This window comes from Sphingomonas sp. (genome assembly GCF_036387535.1).
In the GTDB taxonomy this organism is placed as follows: Bacteria; Pseudomonadota; Alphaproteobacteria; order Sphingomonadales; family Sphingomonadaceae; genus Sphingomonas_R.
The window spans coordinates 12,519-31,740 of sequence record NZ_DASVTO010000134.1 but is presented as its reverse complement, the minus strand read 5'-3'; the positions used below and the strand labels follow the sequence as shown (position 1 = coordinate 31,740).

The 19,222-nt window shown below is 67.8% G+C and carries 17 protein-coding genes; 4 read left to right on the top strand and 13 right to left on the bottom strand.

Features of this window, described 5'->3' with window-relative positions:
* Positions 1–177: 177 nt before the first annotated feature.
* The gene (locus VF649_RS12660; RefSeq protein WP_331012319.1) at positions 178–2,481 is read right to left on the bottom strand and encodes a TonB-dependent receptor; all 2,304 of its coding nucleotides are present in this window, start codon (positions 2,479–2,481) and stop codon (positions 178–180) included.
* Between the two features lie 330 nt (positions 2,482–2,811).
* On the opposite strand from VF649_RS12660, the gene VF649_RS12655 reads away from it, so the two are divergent.
* Together VF649_RS12655 and VF649_RS12650 are read left to right on the top strand one after the other, a co-directional pair.
* Positions 2,812–3,726: an aldo/keto reductase gene (locus VF649_RS12655; protein ID WP_331012318.1), complete on the top strand. Its 915-nt coding sequence runs from the start codon at positions 2,812–2,814 to the stop codon at positions 3,724–3,726.
* The gene (locus VF649_RS12650) at positions 3,723–4,790 is read left to right on the top strand and encodes an LLM class flavin-dependent oxidoreductase (protein ID WP_331012317.1); all 1,068 of its coding nucleotides are present in this window, start codon (positions 3,723–3,725) and stop codon (positions 4,788–4,790) included. The genes VF649_RS12655 and VF649_RS12650 overlap by 4 nt, the downstream gene beginning before the upstream one ends.
* Here the strand turns inward: VF649_RS12650 and glpK are convergent.
* Together glpK and VF649_RS12640 are read right to left on the bottom strand one after the other, a co-directional pair.
* Positions 4,779–6,263 carry a glycerol kinase GlpK gene (gene glpK / locus VF649_RS12645; protein WP_331012316.1) on the bottom strand — a complete coding sequence of 495 codons (1,485 nt, stop codon included), beginning with the start codon at positions 6,261–6,263 and terminating at the stop codon, positions 4,779–4,781. The genes VF649_RS12650 and glpK overlap by 12 nt on opposite strands.
* 10 nt (positions 6,264–6,273) lie before the next feature.
* Entirely contained in the window at positions 6,274–7,791 is a 1,518-nt protein-coding gene (locus VF649_RS12640) for a glycerol-3-phosphate dehydrogenase (protein ID WP_331012315.1), read from the bottom strand.
* An 86-nt stretch (positions 7,792–7,877) separates the two neighbouring features.
* On the opposite strand from VF649_RS12640, the gene VF649_RS12635 reads away from it, so the two are divergent.
* Positions 7,878–9,926, top strand: coding sequence for an alpha-glucosidase (locus tag VF649_RS12635; RefSeq protein ID WP_331012314.1), 2,049 nt, complete (start codon positions 7,878–7,880; stop codon positions 9,924–9,926).
* A gap of 7 nt (positions 9,927–9,933) precedes the next feature.
* Here VF649_RS12635 and VF649_RS12630 read toward each other — a convergent pair whose 3' ends face one another.
* Positions 9,934–11,049, bottom strand: coding sequence for a Gfo/Idh/MocA family oxidoreductase (locus tag VF649_RS12630; RefSeq protein ID WP_331012313.1), 1,116 nt, complete (start codon positions 11,047–11,049; stop codon positions 9,934–9,936).
* 108 nt (positions 11,050–11,157) lie between these two features.
* Between VF649_RS12630 and VF649_RS12625 the strand changes: the two genes are divergently transcribed.
* Positions 11,158–11,439, top strand: a complete 282-nt coding sequence (locus VF649_RS12625; RefSeq protein ID WP_331012312.1) for a hypothetical protein — start codon at positions 11,158–11,160, stop codon at positions 11,437–11,439.
* A 24-nt stretch (positions 11,440–11,463) separates the two neighbouring features.
* Here VF649_RS12625 and VF649_RS12620 read toward each other — a convergent pair whose 3' ends face one another.
* The 9 genes from VF649_RS12620 to VF649_RS12580 form a co-directional block, all read right to left on the bottom strand.
* Positions 11,464–12,285, bottom strand: a complete 822-nt coding sequence (locus VF649_RS12620) for a pyrroline-5-carboxylate reductase family protein (protein WP_331012311.1) — start codon at positions 12,283–12,285, stop codon at positions 11,464–11,466.
* Positions 12,282–12,791 (bottom strand): YbjN domain-containing protein, encoded by a 510-nt coding sequence (locus VF649_RS12615; RefSeq protein ID WP_331012310.1) that lies wholly within the window; start codon positions 12,789–12,791, stop codon positions 12,282–12,284. Before VF649_RS12615 ends, VF649_RS12620 begins: the two co-directional genes overlap by 4 nt.
* Before the next feature lie 100 nt (positions 12,792–12,891).
* Positions 12,892–13,218, bottom strand: a complete 327-nt coding sequence (locus VF649_RS12610; protein WP_331012309.1) for an accessory factor UbiK family protein — start codon at positions 13,216–13,218, stop codon at positions 12,892–12,894.
* A gap of 20 nt (positions 13,219–13,238) precedes the next feature.
* The gene (locus VF649_RS12605; protein ID WP_331012308.1) at positions 13,239–13,793 is read right to left on the bottom strand and encodes a TspO/MBR family protein; all 555 of its coding nucleotides are present in this window, start codon (positions 13,791–13,793) and stop codon (positions 13,239–13,241) included.
* Positions 13,794–13,901: 108 nt separating this feature from the next.
* A complete protein-coding gene (locus VF649_RS12600) occupies positions 13,902–14,642 on the bottom strand; it encodes a TlyA family RNA methyltransferase (RefSeq protein WP_331012307.1) in 741 nt (246 codons plus the stop codon).
* 180 nt (positions 14,643–14,822) lie between these two features.
* Complete coding sequence (locus VF649_RS12595) at positions 14,823–15,371, bottom strand: TIGR02594 family protein (protein WP_331012306.1); 549 nt, start codon at positions 15,369–15,371, stop codon at positions 14,823–14,825.
* Entirely contained in the window at positions 15,368–16,144 is a 777-nt protein-coding gene (locus VF649_RS12590; protein WP_331012305.1) for a hypothetical protein, read from the bottom strand. The genes VF649_RS12595 and VF649_RS12590 overlap by 4 nt, the downstream gene beginning before the upstream one ends.
* 76 nt (positions 16,145–16,220) lie before the next feature.
* Positions 16,221–18,158, bottom strand: a complete 1,938-nt coding sequence (gene dxs, locus VF649_RS12585; RefSeq protein WP_331012304.1) for a 1-deoxy-D-xylulose-5-phosphate synthase — start codon at positions 18,156–18,158, stop codon at positions 16,221–16,223.
* A gap of 183 nt (positions 18,159–18,341) precedes the next feature.
* A complete protein-coding gene (locus VF649_RS12580; RefSeq protein ID WP_331012303.1) occupies positions 18,342–19,034 on the bottom strand; it encodes an endonuclease V in 693 nt (230 codons plus the stop codon).
* Between the last annotated feature and the right edge of the window lie 188 nt (positions 19,035–19,222).

The following is a 19,222-nucleotide window of genomic DNA, read 5'->3' as shown; positions in this document are numbered from 1 at the left end:
CGTCCCCCGGAACGAGATCCCGGAACAGGAAGACGGCGGGCCCGCCCCGATCCCCATCGGGCACTGAGGCAGGCGCTGACGGCCCGATCTCCTCCCCCGGACCCGGTCGGTTCGAGCGTGTCGAGAACTGCCTTTTCTCGACGCGCTCGAACCGAACGGACGCGGAGAACACGCGGCTCAGAACTTGGCGCTGCCCACCACGCCGAAATACCGGTCGGCGTCGCGCGGGATGATATAGCGATAGCTGCCACCCGGCCCGCCGCTCTGGATTGCCGCGGCGAAGCTCTGGTCGAACAGATTCTTGACCTGGAAACCGATCCGATAGCGATCGGCCGCCTCCACCACGGCCGCCGACAGGTCGACGATGCCATAGCCGCCGATCGTCGCCGCCTTGCGGATCGCCGCGCTGGCGTCGAACTGCGACAGTTGGCTGCTCTGGTAGGAGCCCTGCACGCCGAGCTGGAAATCGACCGCGCCGCCGGTCCGGATCCGGTAATCCGCACCCAGCGACCCCTTCCACTTGGGCGCATAGGGCAGTTCGGTGCCGCTCGGGATCACGCCGGACGTGCTGCCGCCCACCGGCGCGCGGAACGCATCGACCTTGGCATCGGTATAGGCCAGCCCCCCGGTCAGATTGAGGTCGCGCATCGGCCGCACGATCAGGTCGAGTTCGCCACCGCGCGTGGATACCGTGCCCGCATTGGTGAAGCGCGTCACCACGACGCCCGCCACCACATCGGGATTGTTCGCCTGGAAATTGTGATATTTGGCGTAATAGGCTGCCAGGTTGAGGATCACCCGCCCGTTCAGGAAGCTGTTCTTCAGTCCCGCTTCATAGCTGTCGGCGGTTTCCGGCGCGATGACGTTGGTGCCGGTCGCGGTCAGGTTGTAGAAGATGTTGAACGCCGGCCCCTTATATCCGCGCGCATAGGTCGCATAGGCGGTGCTTTCCGGCACGATGTCATATTGGACGCCCGCCTTGCCGGAGAAATTGGTGCTGGTCGCCTTGCCGGAAAACGGCCCGAAGCTGGGGTTGATCCCCGGCCCGGACAGCAGCGTCGTGCGGCGGTGGAATACGTCCAGCTGGTCCGCGGTATACCGCAGCCCACCGATCAGGCGCAGGTCGTCGTTCAGGTTGAACGTCCCCTGCGTGAACAGCGCGAAATTCTTGAACACCGATCCGAACACCGCCGTCCCCTGCGGGAATGTCGATGCCGGGGCCCCGGCGGCGCTGCACGGGATCGGCGTGGTCGGCGCAGGCGTGCGGTTGCACACCTGGTCCGTCCGCACGAACGTCCGTTCCGATTCCGCCCGCGAATAGAAGAAGCCGGCGACATATTCGAAGAACTGGTTCTGCGGCGACGTCAGCCGCAATTCCTGGCTGAACGTGTTGCCGGTCTGCGGGCCGTCATCATGCAGCTGGTTCAACCCGACATAGGCCTGGTCCAGGAAATCGCCATCGCGGATCTCCTGGTTCTTGTAGTCGCGATAGGCGGTGATCGACGTCACCGTCTGCGTGCCGACGGTGGCATCCGCCTGCAACGACACGCCCCAGGCGGTCTCGTTGGTGCGCGTGATCAGGTTCTGGCGCACCGCGCGCGTCTCGTCACCGCGCGGTGTCGGCACCAGCGTGGCGGCGATCCCCGTCGGCGCGGTGCCGATCACCTCGGCGCAGCAATTGTCGCGCGCCCGCCGATAATCGCCGATCAGCGTGAACTGCACGTCCGGGCTGGCATCCGCCACCACCATCCCGCGCACGCCGTACCGGTGATAGCCGTTGACGCGGCTGTCGGTGGTCTGGTTGCGGATATTGCCGTCATAATCGCTGAAGAAGCCGGTGAAACGGCTCCGCACATTCTGCGACAGCGGAACATCGACCGCACCGCGCACGCGATATTCCGGCCCGTTGCCGAAATAATAGCCGGCATCCATCGATCCGCCGAAATCCGGGCCCGGCCGCTTGGTCACGATGTTGATGACGCCGGCCGACGCGTTCTTGCCGAACAGCGTGCCCTGCGGCCCGCGCAACACCTCGATCCGGTCCAGGTCGACCAGGTCGCTGAACGCCTCCGCCGCACGCGCATAGACGACGCCGTCGACCACCGTCGAAATCGACGGCTCGCCCGCGATCGAGAAGGTCGACGTGCCGACCCCGCGCAGGAACAGCGACTGGTTCAGGCTGGTGCCCGATTTGCGGATGGTAAGCGTGGGAACCAGGTTCTGCGCACCTTCCAGGTTGATGCCGCCCGCCGCCGCCAGCCGCTCGCCCGACACCACCGTCACCGCCAGCGGGACGTCCTGCAACCGCTCGGTCCGCTTCTGCGCGGTCACCACGATATCGCCCGGCTGGTCAGCCGATTCGGCCAGTGGCGTCGGCGCCGCCGCCTGCGGGCCCGCGACCGTGCTGTCCTGCGCCATGGCGGCCGATGCCCCCTGCGCCGCCACGATCGCCAGCACGCTGCTCATCATCCAAGTACGCATCATCGTCCCCTTCCCTGCCCGGCATGTCCGCCCGGATCGCCGCGTCCACGGTCTCTCGGTGGCCTCTCAGCTCCGCAACCGTTGTCATGTTTGATCCCGCTTGTCACTATCCGGCTACGCAACCGTTGCTTTCCGACGGACAAGGACATCCTTAAGCGGCAGCGCCACCGCTTCCGGAAATGCGGGTCCGGGAACGCCGCCAACACAGGTGCCCCAGCTAATGCGCTTTATATCAGTGGCTTATGTTGAGACGATCTTCCATCGCAACGGAAGATCGTGGCATCCAAATATTCCCTCGCCTTCCGCGGATGGCAATGGCATATGACAACGATGTCTTATCTTCCCGCACCACTGACCACTCGCCCGCTGGGGACCAGCGACATCCCCGTCAGCGCGCTTGCCTGGGGCATGTGGCGGTTCGGCGGCGACGATATCGCGCTGGCGCAGACCCGCGTCGAAACGGCGTTGGATGCCGGAATCGTTCTGTTCGACACCGCCGACATTTACGGCCCGGACAATGGCGAGCCCTTCGGCGCCGCCGAAGCCCTGCTGGGCCGCATCCTGGCGGGCAGCCCCGGCCTGCGCGACCGCATGGTTCTCGCCACCAAGGCCGGGATCGTGATCGGCACCCCCTATGACAGCAGCGGCGCCTATCTGACGGCGGCGATCGACGCCTCGCTCTCCCGGCTCTGCACCGACCACATCGATCTGTGGCAGGTGCATCGCCCCGATCTGCTCACCCACCCCGCCGATCTGGCCCGCACGCTGGATGCGGCGCACCGCGCCGGCAAGATCCGCACGATCGGCGTTTCCAACCACACGCCGGCACAGGTCCGTGCCCTGGCCGCCTATCTGCCCGATTCGCTGCCGCTGGTCAGCCATCAGCCGGAATATTCCGCGCTGGCGCTGGCGCCACTGTTCGATGGCGTGATGGATCAGGCGATGGAAACCGACATGGCGGTGCTCGCCTGGTCGCCGCTGGCCGGCGGGCGGCTGGCGAACCCCGCCGATGAACGCGGCCGGGCGGTCGCCGCCCTGCTGGATGCCAAGGCGGCGGAGGCCGGCGTCGGCCGCGCCGCCGCGGCGTACAGCTGGATCATGGCGCATCCGGCGCAGCCGATCCCGATCGTCGGCACCCAGAACCCCGCGCGGATCGCGGAAATCCCGCACGCGCTCATCCCCCGCTGGACCCGCGCCGAATGGTATGCGGTCCTGCAAGCATCGATGGGAGAGGCCCTGCCATGACGCGTAGCCCCTGCGAAATCAGCTGGTTCTCGGCGCTGTGCGACGACGACTATGAATTTCTGGGCGTTCCAGACCCGAAATTGCGGTCCAGCTGGGCGCATTGTCGCGACATCGTGCTGCAGGCCGAAAGCGGCGGCTTCGACAATATCCTGCTGCCGTCGGGCTATGCGCTCGGGCTCGACACCACGGCCTTTGCCGCCGCGGTCGCGCCGCTGCTCCACCGGCTGCGCCTGCTGATGGCGGTGCGGATCGGGGAGATGTGGCCGCCGCAGCTCGCACGGCAGATCGCGACGATCGACCAGCTGCTTGGCGGGCGGCTCACCATCAACATCATCTCGTCCGACCTGCCGGGGGAAACCCTCGCCTCCGCCCCCCGCTATGCGCGCACGGTCGAAGCGATGCAGATCCTGAAGACGATGCTGAACGGCGATCCGCTCGACCATGACGGCACCTTCTGGAAGCTGAAGCTCGATCCGCCGCGGATCGGCACCGTCTCCGGCCGCGCTCCCTTATTCTATTTTGGCGGGCTGTCGGAGGACGCACGCGAGGCCGCGGCCAAGGGATGCGACGTGTTCCTGATGTGGCCGGACCGCAAGGCGGTGGTGCAGGCGATCATCGACGACATGACCGCGCGTGCCGCCCGCCACGGCCGCACGCTGCGCTTCGGCTACCGCGCGCATGTCGTGGTGCGCGATACCGAGGCGGAGGCCCGCACCGCCGCCGACCGCCTGCTATCGAAACTGGACGCCGCCACCGGCGCCACGATCCGCGCACAGTCGCTGGACACCAACTCCGCCGGCGTCCGCGCGCAGGCGGAGCTGCGCGAACGGGCGGCGGATGATGGCTATGCCGAGGACCATCTCTGGACCGGTGTCGGTCGCGCGCGCTCCGGCTGCGGCGCGGCGATCGTCGGCGATCCGGATCAGGTGCGGGCAAAGCTGGAAATGTACCGCGCGATGGGGATCGATGCGTTCATCCTGTCCGGCTATCCGCATGCGGCGGAGGCGGACCTATTCGCCCGCCACGTACTGCCGCACATCGATCACGCGCCGCTAGTCGCGTAACGCCCGGGCCAGCGCGCGCTTCCATCCGGCGAGCAACGCGGCGCGGGCATCATCGGCCATCCGCGGTTCGAACCGGCGTACGTCGGGCGTGATCGCCGCCACCCCGGCGATCCCGTCCCACATCCCCACCGCCATGCCCGCCAGATAGGCCGCACCCAGCGCAGTCGTCTCCAGCGTAGCGGGGCGCTCCACCGGAACCTGCAGCACATCGGCCAGGAACTGGCATAGCCAGTCGTTCGCCGCCATCCCACCATCCACGCGCAACGCCGCGGGTGGCGCCGCGCCGTCCGCGACCATCGCATCGGCCAGGTCGGCGGTCTGGTATGCGACTGACTCCAGCGCAGCACGGGCGAGATGCGCCGCGCTGGTGCCCAGCGTCAGCCCCGCGATCAGCCCGCGCGCCTCCGGCTCCCAATGCGGCGCGCCCAGACCGACGAACGCCGGCACCATATATACGCCGCCATTGTCGGCGACGCGCGTCGCCATGTCGTCGGTCTGCGACGCGTGCGTGATCAGCCCGAGCCCGTCGCGCAGCCATTTGACCGCAGCGCCTGCGACGAAGATCGATCCTTCGACGGCATAGGTCGGCTTGCCCGCCAATCGGTATGCGGTGGTGGTCAGCAACCGGTTCTCCGATGATACCGCCACGTCGCCGGTGTTGATCAGCATGAAGCAACCGGTGCCATAGGTCGCCTTCGCCTGCCCGCGCGCGAAACAGGCCTGCCCCACCAGCGCCGCCTGCTGATCGCCCGCGATCCCGGCCACCGGAATGGCCGCGCCGAACAGGGTCGTCTCGCCGTAGACCGCGCTCGAATCGCACACCTCCGGCAGGATCGCGGCCGGAATATCGAACAGCGCCAGCAACGCGTCGCACCAGCATTGGCGATGGATATCGAACAGCAGGGTCCGGCTGGCGTTGGTGGCATCCGTGGCATGCACCCGCCCCTCGGTCAGCCGCCACAGCAGGAAGCTGTCGATCGTCCCGAACGCCAGCTCGCCGGCCTCCGCCCGCGCGCGCGCGCCGTCGATGGTGTCGAGCAACCAGGCAAGCTTGGTCGCCGAGAAATAGGGGTCGAGCAGCAGACCGGTCCGCGCGCGGATCAGCGGCTCATGCCCCGCCGCCTTCAACGCGGCGCAGGCATCCGCCGTCCGCCGGTCCTGCCACACGATCGCATTGTGGATCGGTTCGCCGGTCGCGCGGTCCCACAGCAGCACGGTTTCCCGCTGGTTGGTGATGCCCAACGCCGCGACATCGCCCGCATCGACGCCGGCCTTTGCCAGCACGTCGCGGATCGTGGCCAGCGTATCGCGCCAGATGTCCTCGCCATCATGCTCGACCCAGCCATGCTGCGGATAATGCTGCGCGAACTCCGCCTGGGCGGTCGCCACCGCGCGCGCCTCCGCATCGAACAGGATGCTGCGCGTCGATGTCGTGCCCTGGTCGATCGCCAATATGTACCGCGGTGCGGCCATCATCATCCCCTCACACGGTCGCGGTCATGTGATCCTGCAACGCCGCGGCCGTATCCGGCCCGACATGCAGGCCCAGCTTGGATCGCCGCCACAGGATATCCTCCGCCGTCCGCGCCCATTCGCGGGCGATCAGATAATCCACCTCGGCCTGTGTCAGCCCGCCGCCATAGTGGCGGCCCAGCCCTGCCATGTCGGTCGCATCGCCGATCACCTCCGCAATGCGCGTGCCATAGGCGCGGGCCAGCCGCTGCGACAGATCGGGTGCCAGGAACGGCCAGCGCGTCTGCACCGCCGCCAGGAACGCGTCGAAATCGCCACCCGGCATATCGCCGCCCGGCAGGGGCACGCCGTCCGTCCACGCCGGCCTCATCGGCGGCAGGAACGGCGCCAGCTTCTCCAGCGCATGTTCGGCCAGCTTGCGATAGGTGGTGATCTTGCCGCCGAAGATCGACAGCACTTGCGGCCCGCCTTCCGTCCCCAGCCGCAGCACATAGTCGCGCGTCACCGCCGCGGCCTCGTCGCGCCCGTCGTCGAACAGCGGGCGCACCCCGGCATAGCTGTGGACCACATCGCCGGGTGTAATCGGCTGCGCGAAATAGCCGTTGACGCTGTCGCACAGATAGCGCGTCTCGTCCTCGGATATCGCCGGCGGCCCGGACGCATGATCCCACGGCACGTCGGTGGTGCCGATCAGCGTGAAATCCCGTTCATAGGGGATGGCGAACACGATCCGCTTGTCCGCATTCTGCAGGATGTAGGCATGCGCGCCGTCGAACATCCGGCGGACGATGATATGGCTGCCCTTCACCAGCCGCGGCGGCCGTTCGGGCTGGGCGCCGGCCACCGCGCCCAGCACGCGGTCCACCCAGGGTCCGCCGGCATTGGCGATGGCGCGCGCCGCAACGGTTTCCGTTCCGTTTGGTCCGGTCAGCGTCGCGATCCAGCGGTCGCCCTCCCGCCGTGCCGCGGTCAGTGCGGTGCGCGTGCGGACCGTCGCCCCGCGCGCCGCCGCATCGACCGCGTTCAGGGCAACCAGCCGCGCATCCTCCACCCAGCAATCGGAATAGACGAAGCCGCGCGTCACCGTGTCGCGCAGCCCGGCGCCCCACGGCGTCGATCGCAACGCGACGCCGCGCGATCCCGGCAAGGTCCGCCGCCCGCCGATATGATCGTACAGGAACAGCCCCAGCCGGATCAGCCAGCCCGGCCGCGCGCCCGGCGGTTGCGGCAACACGAACCGCAACGGCCAGATGATGTGCGGCGCCAGCGCCAGCAAGCGCTCGCGTTCGATCAGCGATTCCCGCACCAGCCGGAACTCGTAATATTCCAGATAGCGCAGCCCGCCATGGATCAGCTTGGTACTGGCCGAAGAGGTGTGCGACGCCAGATCGTCCTTCTCCACCAGCAGGACGGACAATCCGCGTCCGGCGGCATCGCGCGCGATCCCGGTGCCGTTGATCCCGCCGCCCACCACCAGCAGGTCGTACAGGGCCGTGCCGTTACCGGCTGGGTCGTTGGGGTCCGCCATCCGCTTTGCCACTTTCCATCTGTCTCCCGTTGTCATATCGATCGACACCCCGCGACGCCATCGCTTTCGCCGGCGCAGGAGAATATATGCTCGATCATCCACTCTCCCCGCCGCCGCTGTCCGCGGACGTGCGGATCGTGGCCGATGGCTTTGACATCTTCATGAACCAGGATCGGGTTCTGTGCCACCGCGCCGATGCGCCGGCCTTCTACATCGGTCATGGCCGTCCGCTGGTCGACATGTACCGCGGCAATTTCGATATTGACGATCGAATCGATGCCCGGCTGCCGTTGCCGCATGCCCGGGTCGATCATGATGGCGCGGACTGCCGCGTCGCGCTCGCCGCGAGCCGTGACGGTCCCCCGCTGATCGCACTGACCATCGCGGGCGGCATCATCACGGTCCGGTCGCTGGCCGACGGCTACAACCGGTTCTGGCTGCGCCTGCCTGCAACCGCCGACGAACGCTGCTGGGGCGGCGGTGAACAGATGTCCTATGTCGACATGCGGGGGCGGCGCTTCCCGCTATGGACATCCGAACCGGGCGTCGGCCGCGACAAGACCAGCACCCTGACGTTCCAGGCCGATGCGATGGGCAAGGCCGGCGGCGATTACTGGAACACCAACTATCCGCAACCGACGTTCCTGTCCTCGCGCCGCTATGCCGTGCATCTCGATACCACCGCCTATTGCGCGTTCGACTTTCGCGATCCTGCCTTCCACGAACTGGAGGCGTGGGACATACCGGCGCGGATCGAACTGTTCGCGGCCGATACGCTGGCGGCGCTGGTCTCGCGGCTCTCGGCGCGGTTCGGTCGCCAGCCGCGCCTGCCCGACTGGGCCTTTTCCGGCGCAATCGTCGGGCTGAAGGATGGCGCAAACAGCTTCGCCCGCCTCGATGGGATGCTGGCCGCCGGCGCGGTCGTCTCGGGGCTGTGGTGCGAGGATTGGGTCGGGCTGCGCGAAACGAGCTTTGGCAAACGGCTGTTCTGGGACTGGATGGCGAACGAGGATCGCTACCCTGCGCTTCGCCAGCGCATCGCCGAACTCCATGATCGGGGCATCCGCTTCCTCGGCTACGTCAATCCGTATCTGGCGGTGGACGGCGCGCTCTACCGGGACGCCGCCGCCGCCGGCTATCTCGCCCGCCGGGTGGACAGCGACGCGATCTACCATGTCGATTTCGGCGAATTCGACTGCGGCATCGTCGATTTCACGCTGCCGGCGGCCGCGGACTGGTTTGCCGATGTCGTGATCGGCGGCAACATGCTCGATTATGGTCTGTCCGGCTGGATGGCGGATTTTGGAGAATATCTGCCGGTCGACGTCCGGCTGGCGAACGGCGTCGACGGCATGCTGATGCACAATGCGTGGCCGACGATCTGGGCACAGGTCAATGCCGACGCGATCGCCCGGCGTGGCCGCACCGGGGACGCGCTGTTCTTCATGCGCGCGGGCTGGACCGGCGTCGGTGCGCACTGCCCCTTGTTATGGGCGGGCGATCAGTCGGTCGATTTCTCCCGCCATGACGGGATCGGCACCGTCATCCGCGGTGCGCTGTCGTCTGGGCTGGTCGGCAACGCCTATCACCACAGCGATCTTGGCGGCTACACCAGCCTGTTCGGCAATGTCCGAACGCCTGAACTGCTGATGCGCTGGAGCGAGCTGTCCGCGCTGTCGCCCGTCATGCGATCGCACGAAGGCAATCGCCCGACCGAAAATCTGCAACTGGATGGCGACCCCGCGGTGCTCCGGCATTTCGTGCGGATGACCCGCATCCACGCAGCACTCGCGCCCTATGTCGCCACGCTGTGCGACACGGCCGTCGCCACCGGATTGCCGCTGCAACGCCCGCTGTTCCTGGATCATGAAGCCGATCCGCGCGCGCATGCGGTCGAAACCCAATATCTCTACGGCGCCGATCTGCTGGTGGCGCCGGTGATTGCGGCCGATCGCACGCGCTGGTCCGCCTATCTGCCGGCGGGGACCGACTGGGTCCATGTCTGGGCCGGGACACAGCATGCCGGTGGCCACCATGTCATGGTGGACGCACCGCTCGGCCGGCCGCCGCTCTTCTATCGCCCGGACAGCGCGTTCGCCGGCCTGTTCCGCACCCTGCGCGATATTCCGGACTGACGCCGGATCAGCTGCGCAGCGTCACCGCCCGGCCCTCGCGCGCGGACCGGTAGATCGCCTCCATCACGTGCAGGTCGGCCAGCCCTTCCTCCCCCGCCACGATCGGCTGCTGGTCCGTCATCACGCAGATCGCAAGATGATCCAGCTGCCCCACAAACTGGGTCTTCGGCGGTTTCGGCAGGACGCGCGGCGCGGTGACGCCGTCCTTGCGGATCATCATCCGCTGCCCTTCATACGGGGTCGCGGGCTCCATCGCGATGAACCCGTCAGTGCCGTTCACCCGGTACGCATTGTGGTTGGAGCTGTAGCTCGACACGCAATTGGCGACGATCCCCGACGGGAAGCGCAGCATGAAATCGATGCGGTCCTCGACCGTCCGGAACCGCGGGTCGCGGCGATCGGTCGACTCCACCGCCGTCACCGACACTGGCTCCTCCCCGCTCAGGTACCGGACCGCGTTCAGGCTGTAGATGCCGATATCCATCAGCGATCCTCCGCCCGACATCGCCCGGTCCAGCCGCCACTGCCCCGGCTGCGCGTTGAAGCCGTGTTCGGCGGTGATGATCCGGGTCGGCCCGACATGACCGCCGCGCGCCAGCTGGATCGCCAGCTGGTTATAGGGTTCGAAGCGGCTGCGATATCCGATCATCAGCTTGCGGTTCGCCTTGCGGCTGGCGGCGATCATCGCCTCGCATTCCGCCACGCTGACCGCCATCGGCTTTTCGCACAGCACATGCTTGCCCGCCTGTGCCGCACGGATGCTGTATTCGGCATGCATGCTGTTGGGCAGCACGATATAGACGATATCGATGGACGGATTGTCGCGGATCCGGTCGAACGTGGCATAGCTGTAGAGATTGCTGGCCGGAATGTCATATTCGGCGGCATAGCGGGTCAGCTTGCCCGGCGTGCCGCTGACCAGCGCGACCAGCCTGGAATGGTCGCAATCGCGGAACTGCGGCATGATCTGGCGCGTGGCATAGCCGCCCAGCCCGACGATCGCATAGCCCAGCTTCCGGCCCGGTGCGGGCGCTGGGACCGCGGCCAGGCCGCGCCCGGCCAGCGCCGTCAACATGCCTGTCCCCATGCCCTGCAACACGCCCCGCCGACTGGTGTCGTCCATCATCATCCTCCCTGCACCGGCCGGGCTACAATGCGCCGGCCGCTGGATCGGCTCCATGAAACCCGCGCATTCCTAACACGTTGTCCTGTCTCAAACCCAGGAGATATCATGGCGAACGATGTTCCGATGCAAGCCGATGGCAAGGGCACCCGGCCGTCGCCGCCCGACCAGAATGGCGAACTCGCGTCCCGTCGTGGCGGCGCCGAACAGACCGGCGAATCCGGTGGCGGCGCCTACCCCAACCCGCACACCGGCAAGGACGGCAGCGACAAGCGCCCCGGCAGCTTCATGGGCCATGGCGGACAGACGGAAATCGCCTATCACGGTCCCGGCCAGTTGGGCGATCAGAAGGTCGGCGAAACCGAGAACGCACCGACCGAGGAACGCTGAGGTCCGCGCGGCGGCGGCGCAGGGCTATCCTCGCGCCGCTGCGCCCATTTCGCGGTTGCGGGCCAGCGCGGCGTCGATCGTGCGACAGAGCAGCGGGTGCAACCCGTCTTCGGCATCCAGCATGTCCAGCCCCTTGCGCGTGCTCCCGCCGGGACTAGCCACCTGTTCCGCCAGCACGGACGGCGCAACCGTCGCACGTGCCGCCTGCTGACCGGCCCCCGCGACCGTCGCCAGCGCGAAGCGGTCGGCCTGATCCCGCGCCATGCCGCCGGACACCGCCGCCGCGGCCAGCGCGTCGATGAACCGGTACAGAAATGCCGGGCCGGACCCCGCCACCGCGGTCGCCAGGTCCATCAACGCCTCGTCCGCGATCCATTCGACCAGCCCCAGCGGCGTCATCAATCGCGTCACCGCCCCGCGCAGCTCGGCATCCGCCAGTGCACTGTGCAACGCGACCACCCCGCACCCGATCGCGACCGGCAGGTTCGGCATCGCGCGCACGATCCGCGCAACCGGAAACCGCCGCGCCAGCGCTGCATGATCCACACCGGCCAGGATCGAAATCAGGATCGTGCCCGGCGCCATCGCCGCCGCCAGTGGTTCCGCCACGCCGTCCAGCATCTGCGGCTTCACGCCCAGCAGCACCACCGCCGGCACCGCGCCATCGCCCGGCGGCGTGGTCCAGGTCGCCACGCCATCGGCAAAAACCACGCCCGACTTGCGGATGACGGTCAGCCGCGCCGGATCCAGCCCGGTCTCCAGCCAGCGGCGCAGCATCGCGCCCGCCATATTGCCGGCGCCGACCGCCCAGATCGGACCGTCGATCATAGCGGCCGCTTCGGTCATGCCTCGCCTTGCGTCTCGATCAACGCCGCGGCAATGGCCTCGCTCGGGCTCTTGTCGGCCCACAGCACGAACTGGAACACGGGATAGAAGCGTTCGCACTCGTCGATCGCCGCCTCGATCAGCGTCTCGGCCTGATCCAGCGTCATCACGCTCTCCGCCTCGCCGTCCAGCAGGGCGGCATGCCGGAACAGCAGCATGCCCGACGATGCCCACAATTCGAAGTGCCCGATCCACAGTTGTTCGTTGATCAGCCCGATCGTCTCGTAGATCGCCGCGCGCTTGTCCGCCGCAACCCGGACATCGGGCAACGCCAGAAACTGCAGCACCTGATCCTCTTCGCGCCACACCGCGCGCAACTCATATTGGGTCCAGCTGCCCTGGAAATGCGCGACGATCTCTTCATCGCCCTGGCGTTCGCTCGACCAGCCATGCGCCTCGAAATACTCTTCGAGCATGTCGATCGGCGCGCTGACGTCGGCGGTGGATTCCTCGTCGTCCAGCGTCATACGTCCATGCCTACTCATATCCGGTCTGCTTGAACGCGCAGAAACCGTCCCGCAAGGCGCGGAACGGCGAATTTCGGCGATAAGCTGTGGATAAACGCGTTCAGGACGGCGCGATCGGCGGCAAATTGCCGTCATCGGTCCCGAACGACTGGGTCTGTGATGCCGCCGGGGTAACCAGCGGTGCAGCGGTCCTCCTATCCAGCGCATCGAGTCGCGCGCGCAGCGTCTCTGCCTCGTCACGTGCGGCAGCGGCCATCGCCTTCACGGCCTCGAACTCGTCGCGCGATACGAAATCCAGCCCGCCGATCCATTCGCGCGCACGGGACCGTGCGGTCGCTTCGGCCTCGCGCCCGACGCCGGCCAGCGTCCCTGCCGCGCCATTCATCATCTTCACGATATCGTCGATCAGCCGGTTTTCGGTCTGCATGGTCTGTCTCGCCCCGTGTATCAGACCCGGATTTGGGGGCTCGGCCGCGTCCATGCAACCCGCGCGGCGTCGGGGTTCATCCGGCCGATCTCGAAATTGAGCGCGGCTGCGAAGCACAGCCACAGCAGGTACGGCAGCAGCAGCCACCCCGCCGCCGGCCGGATCCGCCAGAATGCGCGCGCCGTCATCGCCGCCGTCGCCAGGATCAGCAGGATCAGCACAAACGCCGGCCAGATACGGTGCGCCGCGAAGAACAATGGCGACCAGGCGAGATTGAGCGCCAGTTGCACCGCGAACAGCAGGATGGCCCCGCCCCGCCGGGGCGCTCCGCGCGCCGTCACCACCAGCGTCAGCGCGACCCCCATCATCAGGTACAACGCCGTCCACGCGACGCCGAACATCCAGCCCGGCGGCGTGAAGCCAGGCTGGGCCAGCGCCGCGAACCAGCCATTGCCATAACCGGAATTGGCGAGCCGGCCCGACGCCAGCCCCAGCAACAGGATCAGCGGCACCAGCACGATGCCCCAGCGCAGCACCGCCATTCGGATCTGTCCCTGCGATGCAATCTCACCCATGCCCGTTCCATCCCCCGATGCGATCCGCCCGCGGCCGCTTTGCCGCGCGACCGGCGCCTACGGCAAGAACATTAGGAAAATGGTCGCGATCCGCTAGCTTGGGCGGCGTCATTCCGCCTTGATCGCGCCCAGCAGGAACTCGACATTGCCCTCCGGCCCGGTGATCGGGCTGGTGGTGATGCCCGCCACCGTCCAGCCGCGCGTTCCGATCCAGGCCGCCGCCGCCGCGCAGACGCGGGCATGCACGTCCGGGTCGCGCACCACGCCGCCCTTGCCGATCTCGTCGCGCCCCGCCTCGAACTGCGGCTTGACCAGCGCCAGCAATCGCCCACCCGGCCGCACGAAATCGATCGCGGCGTCCAGCACCTTCGACAGCGCGATGAAGCTTGCGTCGCACACCACGATGTCGATCGGCTCCGCGATCTGCTCGGGCGTCAGATGGCGGGCGTTGGTCTTTTCCATCACCACCACGCGGGCATCCTGCCGCAGGCGCCAGGCGAGCTGGTTGGTGCCCGAATCCACCGCATAGACCCGCGCCGCGCCACCAGTCAGCAGCACGTCGGTAAACCCCCCGGTCGACGATCCCACGTCGATTGCCACCGCACCGGTCACGTCCCACCCGAAATGCGCCAATCCATGAGCCAGCTTGACGCCCCCACGCGACACCCAGGGATGGTCGCGTCCCTTGATCGTGATCGGCGCATCGATCGGCAGTGTCTGCCCCGCCTTCTCGATCTTCCGCGTGTCGGAATAGACGAGCCCCGCCAGGATCAGCGCCTGCCCCCGCGCCCGGCTTTCCACCAGCCCGCGGTCGACGAGCATCTGATCCGCGCGCAACGTCTTGGCCATGGGTGCCTCATGCCGGATCACGCGCCCCAAGAAAAGCAGGTGTCGGTATCGAAACAGCTTACAAAGATCGTCGTGCCGGCGAAGGCCGGGATCTTCCGCAGGCGAAGCGCACACCCCAAGCCAAACGAGACCCCGGCCGACGCCAAGGCGACGATATCTGCCGAAAAAGCGGGCCGCCCCTCAAACCTCATCGACCGACAGCGCGCCACCAGCGGCCAGCACCCGCACCGCTACCGACTCCGGCTGCGCGCGATATTCCGGTCGCCGCACCGCGCGCAGCCTGCGCTTGACGATGCGCGCAAACCCCACCCGATCGTCCTGATTCCCGCCGAGCAGGTGATAGGTGTCGGCATCCTCTCCGACATAGAGCGCGACATGCCCGCCGCCCGGCCGCGTGAACGTCAGTACGTCGCCCAGCATCGGCCGCTCCGCTGCCACGCCAAACCGCCCCCAGCTGAGCGCCCAGAGCGGTGCGGCCGGAACCGGCTTGCCCGCACGCTGCGCCACCACCGCCAGGAACAGTCCGCACCACGGCACCGCATCAGCCCGGTACGTCTTGGCCAGCCCCACCTCCGCCGCCCAGGCCAGGATCACCGGATTGTCGCCGGCCCCCACCGTCTCGCGCGTGCCGTACAACGCCAGCGCCACGCGCAGCATCCGCGGCAACGGCCCGACCGTCGCGAGCCAGCGATAGGCGGGCGGCAACGCCCGTGCATCCGACCCGCTCATGCGCCGGTCGCCCGGCGCAACGTCCGCAGCCGCACGACGTGCGGCGCATCCAGCAACATCGCCGCCAGCGGCGCCACCGCCGCCGCCTCGATCGCCAGCACGCCCGCCACCGCCGGCCCCGCCCGTTCCAGGTCGAACAGGCTGCGGACATGCACGCGGCGCAGGTCGCGGAACGCAGCACTGCCGACGGCAAGGCACAGTTGCGCCTGCGCCACCCAGTCCAACACCTGATACAGGCCATAGGGCGTCGCGCGGTGCACCCGCACCGGATGCGCCGTCGCCAGGTTCTGGACATCGTACCAGCCGCCCTGTGCCAGGCGGCGCGCGATATCGCTGTCGATCCCGTCGATCAGTTCCAGCGGCTGCACCGCTACCGCATCCAGCGCGGCCCCGTCGACCGGCTTCGCCACCCGCAGCCGCACCCGCCGCGCGACCGCGATCATCCCCAGATCGGGCGCATAGCCCGCCGCAAAGCCGATCCCGACCAGCACCGCATCCGGCGCTCCGCCCCCCAGCACCCGCTGCCCGATCAGCGCGACCACCCCGCCCTGCACCAGATGCGCCGCGCAGCGCAGCCACAGCAAAGCCGTTACCTCACCATTCTGCACAGCCAGCAACAGCATGCGCGCGGTCAGCAGATACCCGCCCAGGAACGCGGCCCCGACCGGCCCGATCGCACCCGCCAGGCTCGCAAATCCCGCCGCACACAACAGCAGATACGGCCCCGCCGCCGCCCACCGCCACCGGCCGTCCAGCGCCTGATATCGTCGCATCCCGAATCCCCCTCATGGGGAGATCAAGCATCCTATAACCAAGTAGGACAGAAATATTTTAGGAAGAAACCAATAATCAGGCGCGCGCACCCTCCGCAAGCCCGCCGGAATTGCGCTGTAACGCCGCCGTCACTGTCGCGACGATCGCGTCCGCGTCCAGCCCCGCCTCCGCATATTGGCGATCGGGTTTGTCATGATCCTGGAAGATATCGGGCAGGCGCAGCGTGCGCAGCTTCAACCCGCCGTCGATCAGCCCTTCGTCCGACGCCAGCGTCAGGACATGCGCGCCAAGCCCGCCGACCGCGCCCTCCTCCACGGTCACCGCCACGTCATGCGTGGTCAGCAGCCGCCGGATCAGATCCTCGTCCAGCGGCTTCGCGAACCGCAGGTCGGCCACCGTCGTCGACAGTCCCATCGCATCCAGCTGATCCGCCGCCTTGGATGCTTCGGTCAGGCGCGTGCCCAGCGACAGGATCGCGACCTTCTTGCCTTCACGCACCACCCGCCCGCGCCCGATCTCAAGCCTTTGCAGTTCCGCAGGGATCGCGACTCCGGTGCCGTTGCCGCGCGGATAGCGGACCGCGATCGGGCCGCCGTCATGCGCCACCATCGTGTGCACCATATGCGCCAGTTCGGCCTCGTCCGCCGCCGCCATCACCACGAAATTGGGCAGGGTCGACAGGTAGGTGACATCGAAACTGCCGGCATGGGTCGCGCCGTCCGCGCCCACCAGTCCCGCCCGGTCGATCGCGAACCGCACCGGCAGGTTCTGGATCGCGACATCATGCACCACCTGGTCATAGGCGCGTTGCAGGAACGTCGAATAGATCGCGCAGAACGGCTTCATGCCCTGCGCCGCCAAACCGGCCGCGAACGTCACCGCATGCTGTTCGGCGATCCCCACGTCGAAGAAGCGGTCGGGATAGGCGCCGGCGAACTTGTCCAGCCCGGTGCCCGACGGCATCGCCGCGGTGATCGCGCAGATCCGCGGATCGCGCGCCGCTTCGGCGGTCAGCGTCGCACCGAACACGTTCTGATAAGCGGGCGGCCCCGGCGGCGCCTTGGACTGCACGCCGGACACCACGTCGAACGTCTGCACGCCGTGATATTTGTCGGATGCCGCCTCGGCCGGGGCATAGCCCTTGCCCTTCTTGGTCACGACATGGACCAGGATCGGGCCGGTCTCCGCATCACGCACATTTTCCAGCACGGGCAGCAGCTGGTCGAGATTATGGCCGTCGACCGGCCCGACATAATAGAAGCCCAGTTCCTCGAACAAGGTGCCGCCGGTCGCCATGCCGCGCGCATATTCCTCCGCCTTCTTGGCCACGCTGTGCAACGGCCGCGGCATCCGCCGCGCCAGCTTGCGCAGGCCTTCGCGCACCGACATGAAACTGCCGGACGAGATCGTCTTGGCCAGATAGGCCGACAGCGCGCCCACCGGCGGCGCGATCGACATGTCGTTGTCGTTCAGGATCACGATCAGCCGGTTGCCCGCCTGCGCCGCATTGTTCATCGCTTCATAGGCCATGCCCGCCGACATCGCGCCGTCGCCGATCACCGCAATGCCCTTGCCGGGCCGATCCGACAATTTGTTGGCGACCGCAAAGCCCAGCGCCGCCGAAATCGACGTCGACGAATGCGCCGCGCCGAATGGATCGTACGGGCTTTCGCTGCGCTTGGTGAACCCCGACAATCCGCCGCCCTGGCGCAGCGTGCGGATACGGTCGCGCCGCCCGGTCAGGATCTTGTGCGGATAGGCCTGGTGCCCGACATCCCACACCAGTGTGTCGGTCGGGGTGTCGAACACATAATGCAGCGCCACGGTCAGTTCGACCACGCCCAGCCCGGATCCCAGATGCCCGCCCGTCGTCCCCACGGCGGAGATCATTTCCTGCCGCAATTCGTCCGCCAGTTGTCGCAGCTGTTCCGGTTTCAGGCGGCGGAGCGCTTCGGGTGTCGCAGCGAGATCGAGCAGCGGTGTCGTCGGGCGGTCGGTCGGGATGGCGGACATGGAACGCGGATTTCCTCTTCTGCCCGCCACCCTAACCGATCATGGGCGCGGGGGAAACTGGCGTCACAGTCCCGTCATACCCGAACTCTGTCCCATCCCGTCGCCCCGGCGAAAGCCGGGCCTTGCTCAGGTGAAGCGCCCCCGCCAACCCCAACGGGACCCCGGCGTTCGCCGGAATGACGATCATGGTAGAATGCTGTCTTCCACCCCCGCCGCACGCCGGATCGCATTGGCCGCTTCATGCGCCGCCCGCACCGGCGGCGGGATGCGCCGTCCATCCGATAATCGCAGCACCCGCGCTACCGCGCTGTCCAGCGACACCCGGTGCCCGGTGCTGACATAGACCGGCATCGCCCGCGCGCGCAGCCGGAGCGCCATCGCCACCACCTCGCCGCGGTCGACGATCGGCGCGGTCGATCCCACCGCCTCGCCCAGCACGCCGTCCTGCCGCCCGCACAGCAACGACTTGGCCACGCCGATCGTCGGGACGTCCAGCCACACGCCCAACTGGCATGCGATGCCGCAGCGTCGCGGGTGCGCGCGCCCCTGTCCGTCCACCAGGATCAGGTCGGGCTTCTCCACCAGCGTCTCCCATGCCGCCGTCAGCGCCGGACATTCGCGGAACCCCAGATAGCCCGGAACATAGGGAAAGGGCGGGATGCGCGTCGCCCCGCCGACCGTGCCGTCGTCCAGCGCGATCGCGGCGTGGATCGGGCCATGGCTGTCACGCCACCGCATCGATGTATCCGCCCCGGCCACGCGCCGGACCGGGCCGATGCGGTCGCTCTGTTCGACGGCATCGGCGATCGCGCGCTGGATCGCGGTGGCGGACTTCAGGTCGGGGGGGTGCAGCCACTCCGGCGGACGTTCGTTCATGGCGATATAACGCGCCGGCGATCGGTGGTGCCCAATTGGCGGTGGTGCCCATTTTAACGGCATGCCGCCTGCCGCTGCCCTGTTTTGTGGCAATCCGCGCCGCAGTGCGGTAGCATCGCGCCTGTGATCGGCGGTTGCCGGGCTGGCACGATATTTGAAGGACGCGATCCCGCGTTCTAGGGAGGGAA

What these genes read in the sequence shown, in the direction of transcription:
- VF649_RS12660 (WP_331012319.1), bottom strand. Translation starts at nt 2,481, where the DNA reads ATGCGTACTTGGATGATGAGCAGCGTGCTGGCGATCGTGGCGGCGCAG.
- VF649_RS12655 (WP_331012318.1), top strand. Translation starts at nt 2,812, where the DNA reads ATGTCTTATCTTCCCGCACCACTGACCACTCGCCCGCTGGGGACCAGC.
- VF649_RS12650 (WP_331012317.1), top strand. Translation starts at nt 3,723, where the DNA reads ATGACGCGTAGCCCCTGCGAAATCAGCTGGTTCTCGGCGCTGTGCGAC.
- glpK (WP_331012316.1), bottom strand. Translation starts at nt 6,263, where the DNA reads ATGGCCGCACCGCGGTACATATTGGCGATCGACCAGGGCACGACATCG.
- VF649_RS12640 (WP_331012315.1), bottom strand. Translation starts at nt 7,791, where the DNA reads ATGGCGGACCCCAACGACCCAGCCGGTAACGGCACGGCCCTGTACGAC.
- VF649_RS12635 (WP_331012314.1), top strand. Translation starts at nt 7,878, where the DNA reads ATGCTCGATCATCCACTCTCCCCGCCGCCGCTGTCCGCGGACGTGCGG.
- VF649_RS12630 (WP_331012313.1), bottom strand. Translation starts at nt 11,049, where the DNA reads ATGGACGACACCAGTCGGCGGGGCGTGTTGCAGGGCATGGGGACAGGC.
- VF649_RS12625 (WP_331012312.1), top strand. Translation starts at nt 11,158, where the DNA reads ATGGCGAACGATGTTCCGATGCAAGCCGATGGCAAGGGCACCCGGCCG.
- VF649_RS12620 (WP_331012311.1), bottom strand. Translation starts at nt 12,285, where the DNA reads ATGACCGAAGCGGCCGCTATGATCGACGGTCCGATCTGGGCGGTCGGC.
- VF649_RS12615 (WP_331012310.1), bottom strand. Translation starts at nt 12,791, where the DNA reads ATGACGCTGGACGACGAGGAATCCACCGCCGACGTCAGCGCGCCGATC.
- VF649_RS12610 (WP_331012309.1), bottom strand. Translation starts at nt 13,218, where the DNA reads ATGCAGACCGAAAACCGGCTGATCGACGATATCGTGAAGATGATGAAT.
- VF649_RS12605 (WP_331012308.1), bottom strand. Translation starts at nt 13,793, where the DNA reads ATGGGTGAGATTGCATCGCAGGGACAGATCCGAATGGCGGTGCTGCGC.
- VF649_RS12600 (WP_331012307.1), bottom strand. Translation starts at nt 14,642, where the DNA reads ATGGCCAAGACGTTGCGCGCGGATCAGATGCTCGTCGACCGCGGGCTG.
- VF649_RS12595 (WP_331012306.1), bottom strand. Translation starts at nt 15,371, where the DNA reads ATGAGCGGGTCGGATGCACGGGCGTTGCCGCCCGCCTATCGCTGGCTC.
- VF649_RS12590 (WP_331012305.1), bottom strand. Translation starts at nt 16,144, where the DNA reads ATGCGACGATATCAGGCGCTGGACGGCCGGTGGCGGTGGGCGGCGGCG.
- dxs (WP_331012304.1), bottom strand. Translation starts at nt 18,158, where the DNA reads ATGTCCGCCATCCCGACCGACCGCCCGACGACACCGCTGCTCGATCTC.
- VF649_RS12580 (WP_331012303.1), bottom strand. Translation starts at nt 19,034, where the DNA reads ATGAACGAACGTCCGCCGGAGTGGCTGCACCCCCCCGACCTGAAGTCC.